Here is a 17,706-nt window from a genome sequence, read left to right as displayed (position 1 = left end):
CATGTTCCTGTCAGAAAACGGACCTTCGACTCACGTCACAGTCCGTTTACCAGCACTGAGGGGCTAAACACCAACTCATCCGAAAGCACAAGATAATACAGACGCCACAATATGGCGATTGCCACCCGCAACGCGATGACGCTGCAGATGGCAATCAACTCACTGCCTGATGAATCAGTTCTTCTTAGAATCGGCCTTCGGAGCCTTGGCAGCCTTGAGCTCACCCTTGGCATCGTCGGACTTGTCGGAATCATCCTTCTTGGAAGACTGCACATCCTTGCGTTCGATTTCCTTCATCTCGAAGGTCTCGATGATGTCGCCTTCCTGAATGTCGTTGAAGTTGCCCAGGTTGATACCGGCCTCGTAGCCTTCCTTGACGGACTGTACGTCGTCCTTGAAACGACGCAGCGAGGAGATCTCCAGATCGTTGACGGTGGTGACGCCGTTGCGCAGGATGCGCGCCTTGGTGCCACGCTTGACCTCGCCGTCCTGAACCATGACGCCGGCGATATTGCCGAACTTGGAGGAACGGAAGATCTGGCGAATCTCGGAATGGGAGGTGGTGACCTCTTCGTATTCCGGCTTGAGCATGCCCTTGAGGGACGCTTCGATATCTTCGATCGCCTTGTAGATGATGGAGTAGTACTTGATCTCCACACCCTCGCGCTCGGCGAGATCCGCGACCTGACGGTTCGGGCGGACGTTGAAGCCGATGATGACGGCCTTGTCCACGCTTGCCAGGTTGACATCGTTCTGGGTGATCGCGCCGACGCCGCGGTGGATGACCTGGATGCCGACCTCGTCGGACACCTCGATCTTCATCAGGGAATCTTCCAGCGCCTCGACGGAACCGGAGGAATCGCCCTTGATGACGATATTGAGCATGTCGACTTCGGACTTGGCGAACTGTTCCTTCAAGCTCTCGAGCGAAACGACCTTGCGGCGCTTGGCCAGCTGGGCCGCGCGCTCGGAGGCCTGACGCTTTTCGGCGATCTGGCGGGCGGTGCGGTCGTCGGGGGCGACCAGGAAGAGATCGCCGGCGCTCGGCACGCTCGTCAGACCAAGCACCTGAACAGGCGTGGACGGCTCTGCGGCCTTCATCTGCTTGCCGTCCTCGTTGAGCATCGCACGCACGCGGCCGTATGAAGTGCCGGCCACGATGGCGTCGCCCACATGAAGCGTACCCTGCTGCACCAGCACGGTCGCCACGGCACCACGGCCCTTGTCGAGCCTTGCCTCGACGGTCGCGCCGCGCGCGTCCATGTCGGGGTTGGCCTTGAGGTCGAGTTCCGCGTCGGCGGTCAGAAGAATCGCCTCGAGCAGCTTGTCGACGTTGGTGCCGAGTTTCGCCGAGATGTCGACGAACATGGTGTCGCCGCCGTACTCTTCGGGAACCAGACCGAATTCGGCCAGCTGGCCACGCACCTTTTCAGGGTTAGCGCCAGGGACATCGATCTTGTTGACCGCCACGACGATCGGCACATGGGCCGCCTGCGCGTGGTTGATGGCCTCGACCGTCTGCGGCATCACGCCGTCATCGGCCGCGACGACCAGGACCGCGATATCGGTGAGCTCGGCACCACGGGCACGCATGGCGGTGAACGCCTCGTGGCCAGGGGTATCGAGGAAGGTGATCTTACGCGGTTTGTCTTCGAGGTTGACCATGACCTGATAGGCGCCGATACGCTGGGTGATGCCGCCGGCCTCACGCGCGGACACGTTGGTCTTGCGGATGGTATCAAGCAGGCGGGTCTTGCCGTGGTCGACGTGGCCCATGACAGTGACCACCGGCGGACGCGGCTTCAGGTTCTCGTCATCCTGCAGTTCTTCTTCGTCCAGATCAATATCGAACTGCTGGAGGATTTCCTTGTCTTCCTCTTCGGCGGAAACAATCTTGATATTCCAGCCGATTTCCTCGCCCAGAATCTGGAAGGTCGCCTCATCAAGGGACTGGGTGGCCGTGACCATCTCGCCCAAGTGGAACATGACCGTTACCAAAGCGGCGGGATTGACATTGATCTTTTCGGCGAGGTCGGCCAGGGTTGCGCCTTGACGCAGTTTGATGGCCTTGCCATTGCCGGTAGGAATACGTACGCCGCCGATGGTAGGAGCTTTGATCTCCTCGTAATCACGACGTTTCGCGAGCCTGTTCTTACGGGCCCTCGAGGACTTGCCGCCCTGACGACCGAATGCGCCTGCAGCACCGCCGCGACCGCGACCGCCGCCGCGGGACGGACCACCGCCCTGGTAACCGCCGCCACCGGCACCGCCGCCGAAGCGGTTGCCGCCACGACCTTGGGATTCGCCTTGGCCCTGGCCGGGACGATTGTGACCCCACTGCCCTGGCCTTGCTCCCTGCTCCGGACGCCCATTGCGGAAGCCTCCGCGGCCGCCGTTACGGCCTCCGCCATTGCCATTGCGGCCGCCACCACGGCCGTTGTTGACCGTTGGACGTGCCATGGGATGCGGACGCGGAATACCGCTGGGCATGGGCACATGCATGCCCTGCTTGCGGCTGAACGGATTGTTACCGGGACGAGGCCCGGAACCGGCATGCTGCGAATGCGGGGTCGGTTGTGCGCCAGCGTTGCCGGATCGAGGAGAACCGTTGCGCGGGTTGTTCGCTCCCGGCTTCATAGAGCCGTTGTTGCCGCTGAAACGCTGGTTGTTACGCGGCCCTGGCATACCGCCCTGACGACGTCCGTGGTCACGTCCGCCGTGCTCATTGCGGTTGTGGTTGCCTTCGTATTCGCGGCTGCCGCCCTCATGAGACGAACCATGGGTCTGCTCGCCACGAGAAGATTCGTGATGCTGGCCTTGACCTGGCTTGGCCGGGAAATGCGCGCGAGACTGCTCGCCCGGTTTCGCCGCATTTGCACCCTGACGTGGATGAGCGGCGCCGGGTTTCGTGCTGTGCGCGGAAGATTTGGATTTTGCCGGGGCACTATTTGCCCCGGAATCGTTATTTTGCGGGAACGCGGCCCGCAATTTGCGAACGACCGGCGCTTCCACTGTGGAAGATGCGGATTTGACGAACTCCCCCATATCCTTCAGCTTCTGAAGGACGGCTTTACTGTCTACGCCAAACTCTTTAGCGAGTTCATATACGCGCTGTTTTGCCACTCAGTTTTCTCCTACTATTGTGACCGCGCGTACATGCACGGTCAATGTATTGTTACGGCGAGCTTACCCAGACTCATCGTGCGACCATGATTGTGTTACCTCGTCTCCGACCGACGTATAGGCACACTGCGTACCTATACTCGGATTATCGTTATCCAGCATACTCGTGATGCTGGATTGCAGACTATTGTTCGTTTCCTGCCGTTTTGCCATCTTCCGCGGCCTTCGCAGCGGCTTGGGCCTGTGCGGCAGCATGCGCTTCGCTGGACTCGATGCCGATCTTCCAACCGGTGAGTTTGGCGGCAAGACGGGCGTTTTGGCCTTCCTTGCCGATGGCGAGCGAAAGCTGGTCATCGTGGATATAGGCGAGGGCTGTCTTGTTCTTCTCGCTGACGATGTCGACGCCGGTGGCGACGGCCGGCGAAAGCGCCGAACCGACGAACTTGGCCGGATCCTTCGACCAGTCGACGATGTCGATCTTCTCAGGACCAAGATTTTCCATCACCGCACGAACGCGAGCGCCTCCGGGGCCGATCAGGGCACCCTTGGGGTTGACGCCTTCTGTATTGGCACGAACGGCGATCTTGGTGCGGGCACCGGCCTCACGAGCGATGGCCATGATGGAAACCGCTCCGGATACGAGCTCCGGCACCTCACGTTCGAAAAGCTTGCGCACGAGTTCCGGATGCGATCGGGACACGACGATTTCCGGGCCCTTCAGGCCACGGCCGACGGTAACGACATAGACACGCAGACGGTCGCCGTGACGGTAATGTTCGCCCGGCACCTGCTCGCGCTTTGGCAGGATGGCCTCAACATCGCCCACGGCGACATGTACGTTGGCCGGATCCTTCGTATCCTGCTGGATGACGCCGGTGATGAGCTTGCCCTTCTGGCCGGCGAAGGCACCGAGCACACGCTCGTCCTCCGCATCACGGAAGAGCTGGCGAATCACCTGACGGGCCGTGGAAGCCGCCAGACGCCCGAAATCATGCGGGGTGTCGTCGTATTCCTCGCCGAGTTCCGGACGCGGATGCGGGTCCTCTTCGGTGGGTTCCACGGGCTTTTCGTCGCGAGCCCAGATGGTGAAGGTGCCGGCGCGGTCGTCGAGTTCGACGCGGGCGTGCTTCGCCGCATGTGGTGTTTTGCTGTAAGCCAATAGCAACGCTTCGGAAAGTGCGTTGTCAAGTGTTTCAGAATCGATCCCCTGCCCCGCCGCGAGCTGATGAATACCTGTCAGGTCCAGTTCCATGGTCGCAAGACCTCCTATATGAAATTATCTGTCGAGCTTTTCTAGCCCCATTAAGTCATAATCATTCAGTATTCTAGTGTTTTATGCAGACACGTCGTATTTTTTCCTCTTTGCGCAATTTCCTAGGACGGCGTGTCTTTCCAGGAGTTGTGATCGCAGCTTTTATCGTGCCTCTCGCGGCTTGCAACGCACCGAGAATCGAGTCTCCCGTCGAGTCCGCAGGCCCTTGCAAAACCGCGTATACCAACGCTGTTTCGGCCACCTCGCACACCACCACAGGCAACCCGTTCATCGACCGTTACCTATCCGCCGGCAACGCCGTAAAATCCTGGCGCGAAGCAGCCACGCTGTGCCCCTCGCAATTTAGTGTATACACCATGAAAAGCGCACAGATGCAATGGCTGCAGCACAACCTTTCTGTGTTGGTTGGAGCCACTGCGACACAACCCAATCCAGCGCTGGCCAATCTCGATAATATCTTCGCCTTGCGTGTGAGCAACGACACACTTGCCTCCATGGCTTTGGCTGAAGACAGGGCGGGCTTTGAAATCCAGATCCTCGCAGCCAAAGGCGCGGGCAATGCAACCCTGCAATTAAGCGATGATCACAAGGCCGTCGCCTCACGCCTTATCTCACTTGAAATCAAAGACGCTGACGTCACCGCCGCACCCAACGACCCGCGTGAAAAGGTTTACGACGTAGCCAACCTCATCGCTCATCCCAACACCATCACCGACCCGAGCACCGGTTTGCAGGCTTCCACCGTCGCCGTCTCCGAGATGAATTGCGCTCGCGAATCGCTCGCCGCACTCTCGCGGGCGTTGCCGGTATCAAAAAGCGATGATTCCTCTGTCGGCAATGACAATTCATCCCAAAATCAAAAAACCGAAAGCAGCGGCAAAACGCTGGCGGTGCTTGCCGATCTCATCTCTTCGCGCATTTATTTCGCATTGTCCCTAGGCTATCCGGCCTTCGACGCCGCATTATATGAGTAGATTTGGATGCTTTGGAACTGATGAAGATATGAAAACGCCTCCGGAACCGAAATTCCAGAGGCTTAAGGCGGATAAGGCGAGATTCGAACTCGCGGAGGATTTCTCCTCACACGCTTTCGAGGCGTGCTCCTTAGACCGCTCGGACACTTATCCATATGCTACGAGAAACGCAACTTTTCTAGTATAAGACAACGTGCCAACCACCGCAACCGGGCGTGGCGGAATCATCATTCCGGCAACGTACGACGGGCGCGAATCGACGCGGCACGGCTCGCCAGCTCGGTTTCTGCCGGGTAGGCGACGTGTTCGAGTGTCAAGCCACAGGCAGCTATCGGGCCGGTCGAGCCTTCACGAACCGGATTCTTCATCTTCTGAGCAAACCACTCCAGCGACTTACGATGCCGCCCTACCTGCACGCACGCGTTGACCAGCGAGCGCACCATATTGTGTGCGAAGGCGTCGGCCACAATCATGAAACAGACCAATCCGGATTCCAAGGATGGAACAAAATAACCCGTATTCGTTGAGTTGTTGGCAGCGGTTTCCCTAGCAGCACTTGACGTCTCATTGGAATCGATATCTTTCGTTCCTTTTTCGGTTCCGACATATCCGAACATATCCGTCACCGGTACACGTTTCCATACGGCTTGCTTAACCTCGCGGATCGTGGTGCCGCCGGGGTTCGGGGTGGCAAAGGAACCGAAATCGTGCAAACCGAGGGTCATCGCAGCAGCCTCGTTCATCGCGTAGACATCGAGCATATCCTCGACGTTGAGTACGAAACCACGCAGCCTAGGATCGACTGGCCTGTCTCCATCGGAAATACGGTAAACATACGTACGTTGCAAGGCAGAGAACCGCGCGTCGAAACCAACCGGGGCCACCCTGACATCATGCAGAGAGACATCATCCGGCAAATCATGAACCAGGCGACGGCGCAACGCTTCAACGGGCGACACATCCATATGTCCCACGCAACGCTGAAGCGTCTGCTCCCCCACATCCAAGTGGCAGACCTGGTGAACGGCATGCACGCCTGTATCGGTGCGACCCGCGACCACCAGCCGCAACGGTTCGACGGCATCGTCAGCCGGCACACGCAGGACGGTCTGTAAAGCACTCTCGACGGTCCCTTGCACGGTACGCAGGCCGGGCTGTTTCGCCCAGCCATGAAAACCGCCGCCGTCGTACGCCAAGTCAATTCGTAGTCTCATCGTTGCCAGTATACGTGCCTCACTGGTTTGCAAAACTCCTGAATCAAAGATGCGATGGAAATCAGGAAAATCACCACAAAATCGCGAGTTCGCCAGCATATTCGATTGAACAGGCGACAAAAATCATGGAAACGCATGAGAAAGCCTGATTTCCCGCGCATCTTCATCGGCTATCGGCCATCGGCCAGCAAGCAGCACAAACCAGACCATGCACTGGCTGGGCACCGGAAACCCGAACCACATATGCGAGAAGGCCGGAGACTTGCATCTCCGACCTTCTCGTATAAGATATTGCGCGAATCTAACGACTCACTTCTCTTCCTTGTCAGCCTTCTTGGCGGCAGACTTCTTCGCAGGAGCCTTCTTGGCAGCGGGCTTCTTGGCCTTCGCAGCCTTCTTGGCTTCCTCATCGACATCCTTCGCTTCGGTCTTCTTGACCTCGGCCTTGTCCGCGGCGACATCGGCGTTGACCTCAGTCTCCTTGGCTTCGGCAACGTCCACAGCCTTGTCCGTCTTGGTCTTGGCGGTCTCAGCGGTGTCCTTCTGGACCTTGGCTTCGGCTTCTTCGACCGCGGCCTTATCAGCGGCAACGGCGGCAGAGGCTTCAGCTTCCTTGACCACGGATTCCTTGGCGCTGACTGGCTCGGTGACGAGCTCGATGATGGCGCGCGGCGCGTTGTTGCCCTTGGACGGGGCAATCTTGACGATGCGGGTGTAGCCACCCTCACGCTGCTGCATCTGCTCGGCAATCTCGGTGAAAAGCTTGTGCACGATAGACTTGTTGCGGATGACGCGCATCACGCGACGGCGGCTGGCCAAATCCCCGCGCTTGGCGAAGGTAATGAGGCGCTCGGCCACAGGGCGCAGGCGCTTGGCCTTCGGCAATGTGGTGACGATGCGGCCGTGCTCGAACAGGCTGGTCGCCATGTTCGCGAGCATCAGACGCTCATGAGCCGGGCTTGAAGCCAGGTGCGGCCCTTTTCTAGGTGTAGGCATTATTACTCCTTAACGCCCCGGTTTTATACTGTCCAGGTGGGCATACGCCCGAACATCCGAACGGATACCGAAGCTTAAAATGAAGTTGGCGCTATATACTCTTACTCGTCTTCGGGCGAGAAGAAAGTGCCACCTTCAAGGTTGTTGGTATCGAAGCCCAGCGGCGAGGCCTTCAGCGAGAGACCCATGCTTTCGAGCTTCTCCTTGACCTCATCGATCGACTTCATACCGAAATTACGGATGTCGAGCAGATCCTGCTCGGTGTGGGACACCAATTCACCGACGGTGTGGATACCTTCACGCTTCAGGCAGTTGTAGCTGCGCTGGGTGAGATTGAGTTCCTCGATCGGAATCGACATCTCCGGGTTGACTTCTTCCTCAACCGGAGCCGGGCCGACCTCGACACCTTCCGCTTGCGTATTGAGTTCACGGCACAGGCCGAAGAGCTCAACCAGAGTGGAACCGGCGGATGCGACGGCATCGCGCGGCGAAATCGCCGGCTTGGTCTCCACATCGAGAATGAGCTTGTCGAAGTCCGTGCGCTGTTCCACGCGGGTTGCCTCGACCTTGTAGCTCACCTTAAGAACAGGCGAATAGATGGAGTCGACCGGAATGCGGCCAATCTCGTCGCCGTCCTGCTTGTTCATCTGTGCCGGAACATAGCCGCGGCCGCGCTCGACAGTGAACTCGATCTCGAGTTCGCCGTCATCGGCGAGGGTGGCGATGTGCATATCCGGGTTGGCGATGGTGACGCCGGCCGGAGGGGTGATGTCCCCCGCGGTGGCCTCGCCCTTGCCGCTTTTACGCAGATACATGACAACCGGTTCGTCATATTCGCTAGTGAGCACGATTCCCTTGATATTGAGCAGGATCTCGGTGACATCCTCCTCGACACCAGGCAGAGTGGTGAACTCGTGCAAGGCACCGGAGATACGCACCGAAGTAACTGCCGCTCCGGGAATGGAGCTCAACAGAGTACGACGCAACGAATTACCGAGCGTATAGCCGAATCCAGGCTCGAGCGGCTCGATGGTAAAGCGAGAACGCTGCGGATTCAGTGATTCCTCAGTAAGTTGCGGACGCTGTGCAATAAGCACTGTGTTATCCTTTCAGCTTCTGATCGGTGGTGCACTCACTGGTCATAAGCGGGTTGGACGGATGGTTAAATGAAGTGCTTCAGACGCGACGGCGCTTCGGAGGGCGCACACCGTTATGGGCCTGCGGGGTGACATCGGTGATGGAACCGACCTCAAGACCTGCGGACTGCAGGGAGCGGATGGCGGTTTCACGACCGCTACCCGGACCCTTGACGTAGACGTCAACCTTCTTGACGCCATGCTCCTGCGCCTTGCGGGCGGCGGACTCAGCGGCCATGCCTGCAGCGTAGGGGGTGGACTTACGTGAGCCCTTGAAACCGACATCGCCACCGGAAGCCCAGGCCACGACTGCGCCCGAGGGATCCGTGATGGAGATGATGGTGTTATTGAAAGTGGACTTGATGTGCGCCTGCCCGACCGGTACCGACTTGCGGTCACGGCGACGCGGCTTGCGCGCGGCTTGCTTTGCAGCTGCCATTGATCCTCGTTTCCTAATTACGAATGATTCCTACGTCACGAAGAGCCTGGAACGCTGCAAACCACAAGCGACGCCCCGTCCCTCTTCATAACTGCTTAGGCCTTACTTGACGGCCTTTTTCTTTCCAGCGACGGTACGCTTCGGACCCTTGCGGGTACGTGCGTTGGTCTTGGTGCGCTGACCGCGCACAGGCAGACCATGGCGGTGACGCTGGCCCTGATAGCAGTTGATCTGAATCTTACGACGAATATCCGCATCGACTTCACGACGCAGATCGCCTTCAATCTTGTAGTTGGCCTCAAGATAGTCACGCAGCGTAATAAGCTGCTCGTCGCTCAGATCCTTGACGCGGGTATCCGGATTCACACCGGTTGCGGCAAGCGTTTCCTTCGCGCGAGTACGACCGACACCAAAGATATAGGTGAGGGCGATCTCGATGCGCTTCTCATTGGGGATGTCGACTCCGGCAAGACGTGCCATTGCGATTCCTTCTATGTTTCCGTAGGTTTGTACCAAGTCACCCGGTTTCCCGGCTCGGGCCTACGTACCCGGGGTTCAGCTAAATGCTGCGACTCAGTACCTTTTCTGGTCGGAGGTTTTCCGCTCAGCCTTGACGCTGCTTATGGCGCGGGTTGGAGCAGATCACCATGACGCGACCGTGACGACGGATCACACGGCAATTCTCGCAGATCCTCTTCACACTAGGGCTGACCTTCATGGTTTTCCTTTTCTGTACCTTTACTTATAACGGTACGTAATACGGCCGCGGTTCAGGTCGTAAGGGCTCATTTCAAGGACCACACGGTCCTGCGGGAGGATACGAATATAATTCTTGCGCATCTTGCCCGAAATCGTGGCCAGCACGATGTGCTTGTTTTCAAGTTCGACGCGAAACATCGCGTTCGGCAGTGCTTCCACTACCTGACCTTCGACTTCAATCACACCGTCTTTAGCCATGAGCCTCATTCCGTTCTTTGGCTGATATTACATTTATGGCGCATCCGAAAACACACCAACTTCTTACTATAACAAAAGGAGGGACCAAACGCGACACGGCGTGTTGCATTCAATCCCTCTTTGTGATAATGGAAAATTTTGGACGTTATCTGATTAATTGCGTATCTGATAACCGACCAAACTCATGCCAAAGATTTCCCATCAGTCCAAGGCGTCGAAAATGGTCTTGGAGATGTCGTCGATATCGCCTTCGCCGTCAATCGGCACTAGGCAACCGCGGGACTTGTAAGTATCGAGCAGCGGCGCGGTCTCTTCGTCATAGGTCTTGAGCCTCTGGGCGATGGCTTCGGCGTTGTCGTCGGCACGGCCTTCTTCAGCAGCACGCTTGGCGATGCGACCCATGAGAATGTCGCGGTCGGCGTCGAGCGCCACGACCTTGTCAAGCGGGGTGCCAAGCTCTTCGAGCATCTTGTCGAGCGCCTCGACCTGGGCGGCGTTACGCGGATAGCCATCAAGGATCCAGCCGTTCTTAGCATCGTCCATGGCCAAACGGTCCTTGACGATCTTGTTGGTCAATTCGTCGGGAACGAGCTGTCCCTTGTCGGTATAGCTCTTGGCTTCCTGCCCCAGCGGGGTGTTGTTCTTCATGTTGTAACGGAAGATGTCACCGGTGGAGATGTGCGGAATGCCATAATGCTCGGCAATCAGCTTGGCCTGAGTTCCTTTGCCCACTCCTTGAGGTCCCATAATCAATAGACGCATGTCAATCCACTTTCTTGATGATGTATTTAGCAAATGATGCCCATCCGTTTCAAAGACAGATGAGCACCATTCATTATTTTTTCTTTACAGCTGTTGTCAACGACTCAACCGACGGTCATTCGGACTTATCGTCTGAATCGCTATCCTTCTCAGAGGATTTCTCGTCACTGGTCGAATTTTCTTCATCGGATTCGTCGCTTTGTGCGGCCGAATCTTGGGAATCGATAGTCTCAGTGCCTTTGATCTCGGAGTCTTTGAGTGCGGGGGCGTCCTTGACTTCCTCGGTCGTGGCAAGCGCCTCATCGGTTATTTCAACCTGATCGCTGTCGCTTTGCGCGGCCCTTTTTGTAACCTTCTTGGAAGTCTTGACATCCTTGCCCTCGACATGATCGGTGTCTTCAAGCAGGAATCCGGTGTACTGGAACTGCTCGGTCTGGGCCTTGGCCTGACGCAGGGTATCGAGGCCGACGCCCGCGATAATCAGGATGGTCGTACCACCGAACGGAAGCTTGTTGTTGAGTTTCAGCATCATGATGAGCATGGTCGGAATCAACGCAACGAAGAGCAGGTAGATGGCACCGACCGTGTTGAGCCTGTTCATCACATAGCTCAGATAACGGCTGGTGGCGCTGCCGGCGCGGATGCCGGGGATGAAGCCGCCATACTGCTTCATGTTGTCTGCAGTCTCGTCTGGGTCGAAGGTAATCGACGTGTAGAAGAAGCAGAAGAACACAATCATTACGGCGTAAAGTGCGATGTACCAGATCGAAGTCGTGTTGGCCAGGTTGGTGTTGATCCACTTGACCCACTTCTGGTCGGACTTGCCGAACTGAGCGATCAAGGTCGGAATCGCCAGAATCGAGGAGGCGAAGATCGGCGGGATGACGCCGGACATATTGATCTTCAGCGGAAGATAGGTGGAGGAGCCGCCGTACATCTTGCGGCCGATCATACGGCGCGTGTATTGCACCGGAATACGGCGCTGGGCGAGCTCAACGAAATCGACGAAGATAAGAATGACGATGAGGACCGCGACAACGATGCCGAAGTACGTCCAGTTGCCGTTCTTGCCGTTGGTGCCCCAGCCAATCTGCCAGAGCTGCGGCAGGAAGCCAGAGCAGATGGACATGAAGATCAACACGGACATACCCTGACCGATGCCCTTATCGGTGATCAATTCGGCCATCCACATGATCAGGCCCGTGCCACCGGTCATGACGAGGACCATGACCACGAGGTTCCATACGGAGCCATCGGGAACGACCTGGCCACACTGGTAGTTGAAAAGCGCGCCGGAACGTGCGGTGACCAGAATGGTGGTGGACTGCAGAATCGCCAGGCCGATGGTGAGATAACGCGTGTACTGCGTCAGCTTGGTCTCGCCGGACTGGCCTTCCTTGTGCAACGCCTCAAAACGAGGTATGACCACACGCAGCAGCTGAATCACAATGGATGCCGTGATGTACGGCATCACGCCCAATGCGAAGATCGAAAGCTGCAGCATGGCGCCGCCGGAGAAGAGGTTGACCAACCCCACGAAGTTCTCCTGGGCCGTCTTCATGGTACCGACACATTGCTGGACCACCTTGTAGTCCACTCCCGGAGTCGGTATGAACGAACCGATGCGGTAAATAACAATGATGCCGAGCACGAAGAGGATCTTATGGCGAAGTTCCTTCGTCTTCAGGGCCTGGATTAACGTCCTCACCTGGATTTCCTTCCCTTTTCGGCACAACTGATGTACCGATGCAAACACACTAGACGATAATCTTAGCGTCAAGCGTCTACCAAATTACGTCCACCACTCCGGAAAACGATAAATTTATATCAGATTTAGAGAATTATCGCCGTAAAAAAATGATGGTACCACTCCGGTTGACATATCCTCAATGAACCGTTCCGCATTTAGGAGACGGCATCGGATATCCCGAAGTAAATCCTTGGCTTGATTGTAAGCGGATAATCTGCCGTATTTCGTGCTTGAATTCCCTGCTTACTGCTTATGAGAATTTCAGACACATTCCGGCCGTTTTTGTGCTTGATTTTTTAAACTGCCTTAAGAAGAATCTGAACATAAAGATGGGCTTATTTGCGCCTATATTCCTGCACAGAATCTGACTGCCAAAGCAAGTGGTCCCCTTCGCATCCACGAAGAGGACCACCACACATGCAAACCTTACAGGTTCACATTTAGAGACATCCGAATTACTCTTCGGAAATGGAGCCGCCTGCAGCCTCGATCTTGGCCTTGGCGGACTTGGAAGCCTTTACACCCTTGAGCGTGAACGCGACCTTGGTCTCACCGTCGCCCAGAACCTTGACAGGATATCCGGCGCGAACAGCACCGGCCTTGACGAGATCGGCGACCGTGACCTCTCCACCCTTCGGGAACAGCTCAGAAAGAGCGGAGACATTGACGACCTGGAACTCCTTCTTGAAGGGGCTCTTGAAGCCGCGAAGCTTCGGCAGACGCATGTACAGAGGCAGCTGGCCACCTTCGAAGCCAGGACGAACCTGATAACGCTTCAACGTGCCCTTGGCACCACGTCCCGAGGTCTTACCCTTGGAACCTTCACCACGGCCCACGCGAATGCGGTTCTTCTTGGCACCCGGAGCAGGACGCAGATCGTGCATCTGCAAAATAGTGTTTTCTTCTTGTTCTGCCATATCAGGCCTCCTCAACCGTGACCAAGTGGCGAACCGCATTGATCAGACCGCGGGTTGCAGGGGTGTCCTCACGAACGACCGTCTGACCGATCTTATGCAGGCCGAGTGTGCGAACGGTGTCGCGCTGGGCGGGCTTGCGGTTGACCAGACCTTTGGTAAGTGTGATCTTCAGATCTGCCATTACTCTTCACCATCCTTGGCTTGTTCGGCTTCGGCCTTGGCATCCTCGCGAGCCTTGCGGGCCTCGGCGATACCTTCGGCACGAGCGCGGAGCAGGGTGTCGGGAGCGACTTCCTCTACGGTCAAGCCACGGCGTGCCGCGATCTCTTCCGGCTCCTCGAGCTGCTTCAGGGCATCCACGGTGGCGCGAACCACGTTGACCGCGGTGGCGCTGCCCATGGACTTGGTGAGAATATCGGAGATACCAGCGCACTCCATGACGGCGCGGACTGCACCACCGGCGATTACACCGGTGCCGGGAGCGGCAGGACGAAGCAGAACAGTGCCTGCAGCGTCATGGCCGACGACCGGGTGGGTCACGGTGCCGCGAACGCGCGGAACGGTGAACATGTGCTTCTTGGCGTCAAGCTGACCCTTGGCGATGGCGGCAGGAACCTCACGGGATTTGCCATAGCCAACACCGACGGTGCCATTGCCGTCTCCGACCACCACAAGAGCGGCGAAGCTCATGCTACGGCCACCCTTACGGGTCTTGGAAACGCGGTTGATGGTCACGACGCGATCGAGCAGCTCATCGCCACGATTTTCCTCGCGACGGCCACGGCGTTCACCGCGACGCTCCCCTCGACGGCCCTCACCACGGCCTTCGCCGCGTCCGCCACGGCGTGAACCGCGACGATCGTCATTGCGCTGACCCTGCTTGTTGTCGTTGGACGCCTGCGTGTTCTGATTTTCCTCAGTCACTTGGGTTTCCTTTTCGTTGTCGCTCACAGTGCAAGACCTCCCTGACGGGCGCCCTCAGCCACAGCTGCGACGCGACCATGATACTTGTTGCCGCCACGGTCGAAGACGACGGAATCGATGCCCGCGTCCTTGGCCTTCTTGGCAATCAGCTCGCCGACCTTCTGTGCGGCTTCGGTCTTGGTGCCCTTGAACCCATCGAAATCATGGGTGATGGTGGACTCACTGACCAAAGTGACGCCCTTGGTATCGTCTACGATCTGAGCGACCATGTGACGGTTCGAACGGGTGACGACGAGACGTGGACGCTCTGCGGTGCCACTGATGTGCTTGCGCAGACGAGCGTGACGACGAAGCCTTGCGACCTTCTTGCCTTTACCGAAAATCTTGACTGTCATATCACTTACCAGCCTTTCCAGCCTTGCGCAGGATGTGTTCGTCGGAGTACTTGATGCCCTTGCCCTTGTAGGGTTCCGGCTTGCGAAGCGCACGGATATTGGCCGCAGCCTGACCGACCGCCTGCTTGTCTGTACCCTTGACGACCACCTGGTTGGCGTTCGGCAGCTCGAAGGTGATGCCTTCGGGCGGGTTGACGGTGATGGTGTGCGAATAGCCGAGCGAGAACTCAATGCCCTTGCCCTTCATCTGCGCACGGTAACCGGTACCGACGATGTCCAAGGTCTTCGTGAAGCCCTCGTGCACACCCTGTACCATCGAAGCCACGATGGAACGGGCCAGACCGTGGTCCGCACGGGTCTGCAGCTGGTCATCGACCGGGTCGAAGTAAATCGTATTGTCTTCGACGCGAGCGGTGATACCGTCGGGAATAGTGTAGGAATCAGAACCCTTGGCGCCTTTGACGCTGAAGTTCTGTCCGTCGATTTTGACTTCCACGCCTGCCGGGATGGTGACGGGGAGCTTACCAATATGTGATGCCATGTTTCAGCTCTCCTTTCTCACCAAACGAAGGCGACGATCTCGCCGCCGATGCCCCGGTCGAGGCAATCTTTCTGGGTCAACAATCCTGCACTGGTCGAAATAATCGCGACACCCATGCCACCGAGTGGCATCGGCAGAGCGTCCGACTTTGCATAGCGACGCAGGCCGGGCTTCGAGATGCGCTTGATGCCCTGAATGGCACGCTCGCCATTGGGACCATACTTCAGCGTGATCTCAAGGTTCTGGCCGACGCGAGCATCCGTAGCGGTGAAGTCTTTGATATAGCCTTCGCGCTTCAGGATCTCGGCAATCGCCGCCTTGAACTTGGAGTACGGCATAGAAACGGTCTCATGCTTCGCCGCACTCGCATTACGCAGACGCGTAAGCATGTCTGCGATTGGATCTGTCATTGTCATGTGGGCTAACGCCCTTTCTCGCCGTGGTTTCCTCGGCCGGAGCAGGTATCTAAGACCTGCCCCGGCCGAGGACCTTCAGCGTCGATGTTTACCAACTGGACTTCGTAACTCCGGGCAGCTCGCCACGATGAGCCTTCTCACGAAGGCAGATGCGGCACAGGCCGAACTTGCGATATACGGAGTGGGGACGGCCGCAAACCTGGCAGCGCGTGTAGGCGCGCACCTTGAACTTTGGTTTGGCAGCAGCCTTGTTTCTAAGAGCGGTTTTTGCCATTTCAGTTCTCCTTGAAGGGGAAGCCAAGGTGCTTGAGCAGAGCCCGAGCTTCCTTGTCATCCTTGGTGCTGGTCACCACGGTAATATCCATACCACGCTGATGATCGATCGCATCCGGATCGATCTCGTGGAACATGGACTGCTCGGTGAGACCGAAGTTGTAGTTGCCCTGGCCGTCGAACTGACGATCGCTGATACCGCGGAAATCGCGGATACGCGGAAGAGCCAGAACGAGCAGCCTGTCGAGGAATTCCCACATGCGGTCGCCGCGAAGCGTCACATAGGCACCGATGGCCTGGCCTTCACGCAGATGGAACTGCGCGACGGATTTCTTGGCCTTGGTGATCTTCGGCTTCTGACCGGTAATCGCGGTGAGGTCCTTGACGGCGCCTTCGATGAGCTTGGAGTCGCGAGCTGCGGCACCGACACCCATGGAGACGACGACCTTCTGGACCTTGGCGACCTGCATCGGGTTGGAATGCTTGAATTCCTTCTCGAGCTCGGGCACGATCTTGTCGATGTACTGCTGCTTCAGGCGCGGTGTTGCCGGCGCTTCGACTGTTGTATCGCTCATGCCAGCTCCTTTCCTGATTTCTTGGCGATGCGGGTGCGCACGGTCTTGACCTTGCCGTCTTGGGCTTTGGTCGTGACCTTGACGCCAACACGGGTCGGCTCCTTGGTCTCCGGGTCGATGACCATCACGTTTGAGCGATGGATCGGCGCCTCAACGGAGACGATGCCGGACTGCTGGCCCTGCTGGGTGGCGCGCACATGCTTCTTGACGATCTGTACGCCCTCGACGATCAGACGGTCGTTGGCAAGCACCTTGGTGACTTTGCCTTCCTTGCCGCGATCCTTGCCGCGGATGACCTTGACCTGGTCGCCGGTCTTGATCTTGGCTACCATCTCAGATCACCTCCGGGGCGAGGGAAACGATCTTCATGAAGCGCTTGTCGCGCAATTCACGTCCGACCGGTCCGAAGATACGAGTGCCCTTGGGCTCATGGCCGGAGCCAAGAATAACCGCAGCGTTCTCGTCGAACTTGATGTATGAGCCGTCTTTGCGACGATGCTCTTTTACCGTACGGACGACGACGGCCTTGACCACGTCGCCCTTCTTGACCGACCCGCCAGGGATCGCGTCCTTGACGGAGGCGACGATGACGTCGCCGATGCCGGCATAGCGTCGCTTCGATCCGCCGAGCACTCGGATGGCCAAGATCTCCTTGGCACCCGTGTTGTCGGCGACATGAAGCCGCGTTTCCTGCTGAATCATTGATTCTCCTTAGCCGCGCTGGTTCTCCCCTGCCACCCGTGAGGGTGAGCAGCGGAGCCTTGCCGAACTTGTTACTTGGCGCGTTCGACGATGGAGTCGAGACGCCAACGCTTGGTCTTGCTCAAAGGCCGGGTTTCCATGACGAGCACGAAGTCGCCGTTGTGGGCGTCGTTGTGCTCGTCATGAACCTTGACCTTACGAGTGGAACGGACGACCTTGCCGTACAGGGGGTGGGTCGAACGCTGCTCGAGCTCGACGGTGATGGTCTTGTCCATTGCATCGGACACGACATAACCGCTACGAGTCTTGCGGAAGTTGCGCTCTTGCTTTTCAGCCATG

Annotated in this window: 20 protein-coding genes, 1 tRNA gene and 3 pseudogenes; 1 reads left to right on the top strand and 23 read right to left on the bottom strand. The window is 57.6% G+C overall.

What is annotated here, in order from left to right; all coding sequences use genetic code 11:
* Window positions 1-276: 276 nt before the first annotated feature.
* A pseudogene (infB, locus tag PT279_RS02520) lies at window positions 277-3,123 on the bottom strand (translation initiation factor IF-2); the annotation flags it as partial.
* A 184-nt stretch (window positions 3,124-3,307) separates the two neighbouring features.
* Window positions 3,308-4,375, bottom strand: a complete 1,068-nt coding sequence (nusA, locus tag PT279_RS02515; protein ID WP_277165081.1) for a transcription termination factor NusA — start codon at window positions 4,373-4,375, stop codon at window positions 3,308-3,310.
* Between the two features lie 149 nt (window positions 4,376-4,524).
* Between nusA and PT279_RS02510 the strand changes: the two genes are divergently transcribed.
* Complete coding sequence (locus tag PT279_RS02510) at window positions 4,525-5,370, top strand: hypothetical protein (protein WP_277165079.1); 846 nt, start codon at window positions 4,525-4,527, stop codon at window positions 5,368-5,370.
* A gap of 68 nt (window positions 5,371-5,438) precedes the next feature.
* Here PT279_RS02510 and PT279_RS02505 read toward each other — a convergent pair.
* The 21 genes and pseudogenes from PT279_RS02505 to rpsQ all read right to left on the bottom strand — a co-directional run bounded on the left by PT279_RS02505 (window position 5,439) and on the right by rpsQ (window position 17,705).
* A tRNA-Ser gene (locus PT279_RS02505) sits at window positions 5,439-5,523 on the bottom strand.
* Between the two features lie 74 nt (window positions 5,524-5,597).
* A complete protein-coding gene (locus PT279_RS02500) occupies window positions 5,598-6,584 on the bottom strand; it encodes a tRNA pseudouridine synthase A (protein ID WP_277165077.1) in 987 nt (328 codons plus the stop codon).
* 552 nt (window positions 6,585-7,136) lie between these two features.
* A pseudogene (gene rplQ, locus PT279_RS02495) lies at window positions 7,137-7,580 on the bottom strand (50S ribosomal protein L17); the annotation flags it as partial.
* A gap of 101 nt (window positions 7,581-7,681) precedes the next feature.
* Window positions 7,682-8,677 (bottom strand): DNA-directed RNA polymerase subunit alpha, encoded by a 996-nt coding sequence (locus PT279_RS02490; RefSeq protein ID WP_277162567.1) that lies wholly within the window; start codon window positions 8,675-8,677, stop codon window positions 7,682-7,684.
* Between the two features lie 79 nt (window positions 8,678-8,756).
* Window positions 8,757-9,155, bottom strand: coding sequence for a 30S ribosomal protein S11 (gene rpsK / locus PT279_RS02485; RefSeq protein WP_277146299.1), 399 nt, complete (start codon window positions 9,153-9,155; stop codon window positions 8,757-8,759).
* A gap of 102 nt (window positions 9,156-9,257) precedes the next feature.
* Entirely contained in the window at window positions 9,258-9,635 is a 378-nt protein-coding gene (gene rpsM / locus PT279_RS02480; RefSeq protein ID WP_277143870.1) for a 30S ribosomal protein S13, read from the bottom strand.
* A 124-nt stretch (window positions 9,636-9,759) separates the two neighbouring features.
* On the bottom strand, window positions 9,760-9,873 hold the full coding sequence (rpmJ, locus tag PT279_RS02475) for a 50S ribosomal protein L36 (RefSeq protein WP_043164480.1): 114 nt from the start codon (window positions 9,871-9,873) through the stop codon (window positions 9,760-9,762).
* A gap of 20 nt (window positions 9,874-9,893) precedes the next feature.
* The gene (gene infA, locus PT279_RS02470) at window positions 9,894-10,112 is read right to left on the bottom strand and encodes a translation initiation factor IF-1 (protein WP_003808114.1); all 219 of its coding nucleotides are present in this window, start codon (window positions 10,110-10,112) and stop codon (window positions 9,894-9,896) included.
* 201 nt (window positions 10,113-10,313) lie between these two features.
* On the bottom strand, window positions 10,314-10,874 hold the full coding sequence (locus PT279_RS02465) for an adenylate kinase (protein ID WP_277165075.1): 561 nt from the start codon (window positions 10,872-10,874) through the stop codon (window positions 10,314-10,316).
* A 376-nt stretch (window positions 10,875-11,250) separates the two neighbouring features.
* A pseudogene (gene secY / locus PT279_RS02460) lies at window positions 11,251-12,582 on the bottom strand (preprotein translocase subunit SecY); the annotation flags it as partial.
* Window positions 12,583-13,079: 497 nt separating this feature from the next.
* Complete coding sequence (rplO, locus tag PT279_RS02455; RefSeq protein ID WP_277165073.1) at window positions 13,080-13,541, bottom strand: 50S ribosomal protein L15; 462 nt, start codon at window positions 13,539-13,541, stop codon at window positions 13,080-13,082.
* 1 nt (window position 13,542) lies between these two features.
* Window positions 13,543-13,722: a 50S ribosomal protein L30 gene (gene rpmD, locus PT279_RS02450; RefSeq protein ID WP_277146295.1), complete on the bottom strand. Its 180-nt coding sequence runs from the start codon at window positions 13,720-13,722 to the stop codon at window positions 13,543-13,545.
* Window positions 13,722-14,492, bottom strand: coding sequence for a 30S ribosomal protein S5 (rpsE, locus tag PT279_RS02445; protein WP_277165071.1), 771 nt, complete (start codon window positions 14,490-14,492; stop codon window positions 13,722-13,724). The genes rpmD and rpsE overlap by 1 nt, the downstream gene beginning before the upstream one ends.
* Window positions 14,489-14,860: a 50S ribosomal protein L18 gene (gene rplR, locus PT279_RS02440; RefSeq protein ID WP_277158821.1), complete on the bottom strand. Its 372-nt coding sequence runs from the start codon at window positions 14,858-14,860 to the stop codon at window positions 14,489-14,491. Before rplR ends, rpsE begins: the two co-directional genes overlap by 4 nt.
* Window position 14,861: 1 nt before the next feature.
* Window positions 14,862-15,401, bottom strand: coding sequence for a 50S ribosomal protein L6 (rplF, locus tag PT279_RS02435; protein ID WP_277165069.1), 540 nt, complete (start codon window positions 15,399-15,401; stop codon window positions 14,862-14,864).
* A 17-nt stretch (window positions 15,402-15,418) separates the two neighbouring features.
* Window positions 15,419-15,817 (bottom strand): 30S ribosomal protein S8, encoded by a 399-nt coding sequence (gene rpsH / locus PT279_RS02430; RefSeq protein ID WP_277148871.1) that lies wholly within the window; start codon window positions 15,815-15,817, stop codon window positions 15,419-15,421.
* An 88-nt stretch (window positions 15,818-15,905) separates the two neighbouring features.
* Window positions 15,906-16,091 carry a type Z 30S ribosomal protein S14 gene (locus PT279_RS02425; RefSeq protein WP_277143851.1) on the bottom strand — a complete coding sequence of 62 codons (186 nt, stop codon included), beginning with the start codon at window positions 16,089-16,091 and terminating at the stop codon, window positions 15,906-15,908.
* Window position 16,092: 1 nt separating this feature from the next.
* On the bottom strand, window positions 16,093-16,665 hold the full coding sequence (rplE, locus tag PT279_RS02420) for a 50S ribosomal protein L5 (protein WP_277165067.1): 573 nt from the start codon (window positions 16,663-16,665) through the stop codon (window positions 16,093-16,095).
* Window positions 16,662-16,997: a 50S ribosomal protein L24 gene (gene rplX / locus PT279_RS02415; protein WP_277143846.1), complete on the bottom strand. Its 336-nt coding sequence runs from the start codon at window positions 16,995-16,997 to the stop codon at window positions 16,662-16,664. The genes rplE and rplX overlap by 4 nt, the downstream gene beginning before the upstream one ends.
* Before the next feature lies 1 nt (window position 16,998).
* Window positions 16,999-17,367 (bottom strand): 50S ribosomal protein L14, encoded by a 369-nt coding sequence (gene rplN, locus PT279_RS02410; protein WP_091847708.1) that lies wholly within the window; start codon window positions 17,365-17,367, stop codon window positions 16,999-17,001.
* Between the two features lie 71 nt (window positions 17,368-17,438).
* A complete protein-coding gene (gene rpsQ, locus PT279_RS02405; protein WP_277165065.1) occupies window positions 17,439-17,705 on the bottom strand; it encodes a 30S ribosomal protein S17 in 267 nt (88 codons plus the stop codon).
* Between the last annotated feature and the right edge of the window lies 1 nt (window position 17,706).

The organism is Bifidobacterium sp. ESL0784 (genome assembly GCF_029433295.1).
Taxonomy (GTDB): domain Bacteria; phylum Actinomycetota; class Actinomycetes; order Actinomycetales; family Bifidobacteriaceae; genus Bifidobacterium.
The sequence above is the reverse complement of the archived record's forward strand: the minus strand, read 5'-3'. Positions and strand labels throughout refer to the sequence as shown.

What these genes read in the sequence shown, in the direction of transcription:
- nusA (WP_277165081.1), bottom strand. Translation starts at nt 4,375, where the DNA reads ATGGAACTGGACCTGACAGGTATTCATCAGCTCGCGGCGGGGCAGGGG.
- PT279_RS02500 (WP_277165077.1), bottom strand. Translation starts at nt 6,584, where the DNA reads ATGAGACTACGAATTGACTTGGCGTACGACGGCGGCGGTTTTCATGGC.
- rpsK (WP_277146299.1), bottom strand. Translation starts at nt 9,155, where the DNA reads ATGGCAGCTGCAAAGCAAGCCGCGCGCAAGCCGCGTCGCCGTGACCGC.
- rpsM (WP_277143870.1), bottom strand. Translation starts at nt 9,635, where the DNA reads ATGGCACGTCTTGCCGGAGTCGACATCCCCAATGAGAAGCGCATCGAG.
- rpmJ (WP_043164480.1), bottom strand. Translation starts at nt 9,873, where the DNA reads ATGAAGGTCAGCCCTAGTGTGAAGAGGATCTGCGAGAATTGCCGTGTG.
- infA (WP_003808114.1), bottom strand. Translation starts at nt 10,112, where the DNA reads ATGGCTAAAGACGGTGTGATTGAAGTCGAAGGTCAGGTAGTGGAAGCA.
- PT279_RS02465 (WP_277165075.1), bottom strand. Translation starts at nt 10,874, where the DNA reads ATGCGTCTATTGATTATGGGACCTCAAGGAGTGGGCAAAGGAACTCAG.
- rplO (WP_277165073.1), bottom strand. Translation starts at nt 13,541, where the DNA reads ATGGCAGAACAAGAAGAAAACACTATTTTGCAGATGCACGATCTGCGT.
- rpmD (WP_277146295.1), bottom strand. Translation starts at nt 13,722, where the DNA reads ATGGCAGATCTGAAGATCACACTTACCAAAGGTCTGGTCAACCGCAAG.
- rplR (WP_277158821.1), bottom strand. Translation starts at nt 14,860, where the DNA reads ATGACAGTCAAGATTTTCGGTAAAGGCAAGAAGGTCGCAAGGCTTCGT.
- rplF (WP_277165069.1), bottom strand. Translation starts at nt 15,401, where the DNA reads ATGGCATCACATATTGGTAAGCTCCCCGTCACCATCCCGGCAGGCGTG.
- rpsH (WP_277148871.1), bottom strand. Translation starts at nt 15,817, where the DNA reads ATGACAATGACAGATCCAATCGCAGACATGCTTACGCGTCTGCGTAAT.
- PT279_RS02425 (WP_277143851.1), bottom strand. Translation starts at nt 16,091, where the DNA reads ATGGCAAAAACCGCTCTTAGAAACAAGGCTGCTGCCAAACCAAAGTTC.
- rplE (WP_277165067.1), bottom strand. Translation starts at nt 16,665, where the DNA reads ATGAGCGATACAACAGTCGAAGCGCCGGCAACACCGCGCCTGAAGCAG.
- rplX (WP_277143846.1), bottom strand. Translation starts at nt 16,997, where the DNA reads ATGGTAGCCAAGATCAAGACCGGCGACCAGGTCAAGGTCATCCGCGGC.
- rplN (WP_091847708.1), bottom strand. Translation starts at nt 17,367, where the DNA reads ATGATTCAGCAGGAAACGCGGCTTCATGTCGCCGACAACACGGGTGCC.
- rpsQ (WP_277165065.1), bottom strand. Translation starts at nt 17,705, where the DNA reads ATGGCTGAAAAGCAAGAGCGCAACTTCCGCAAGACTCGTAGCGGTTAT.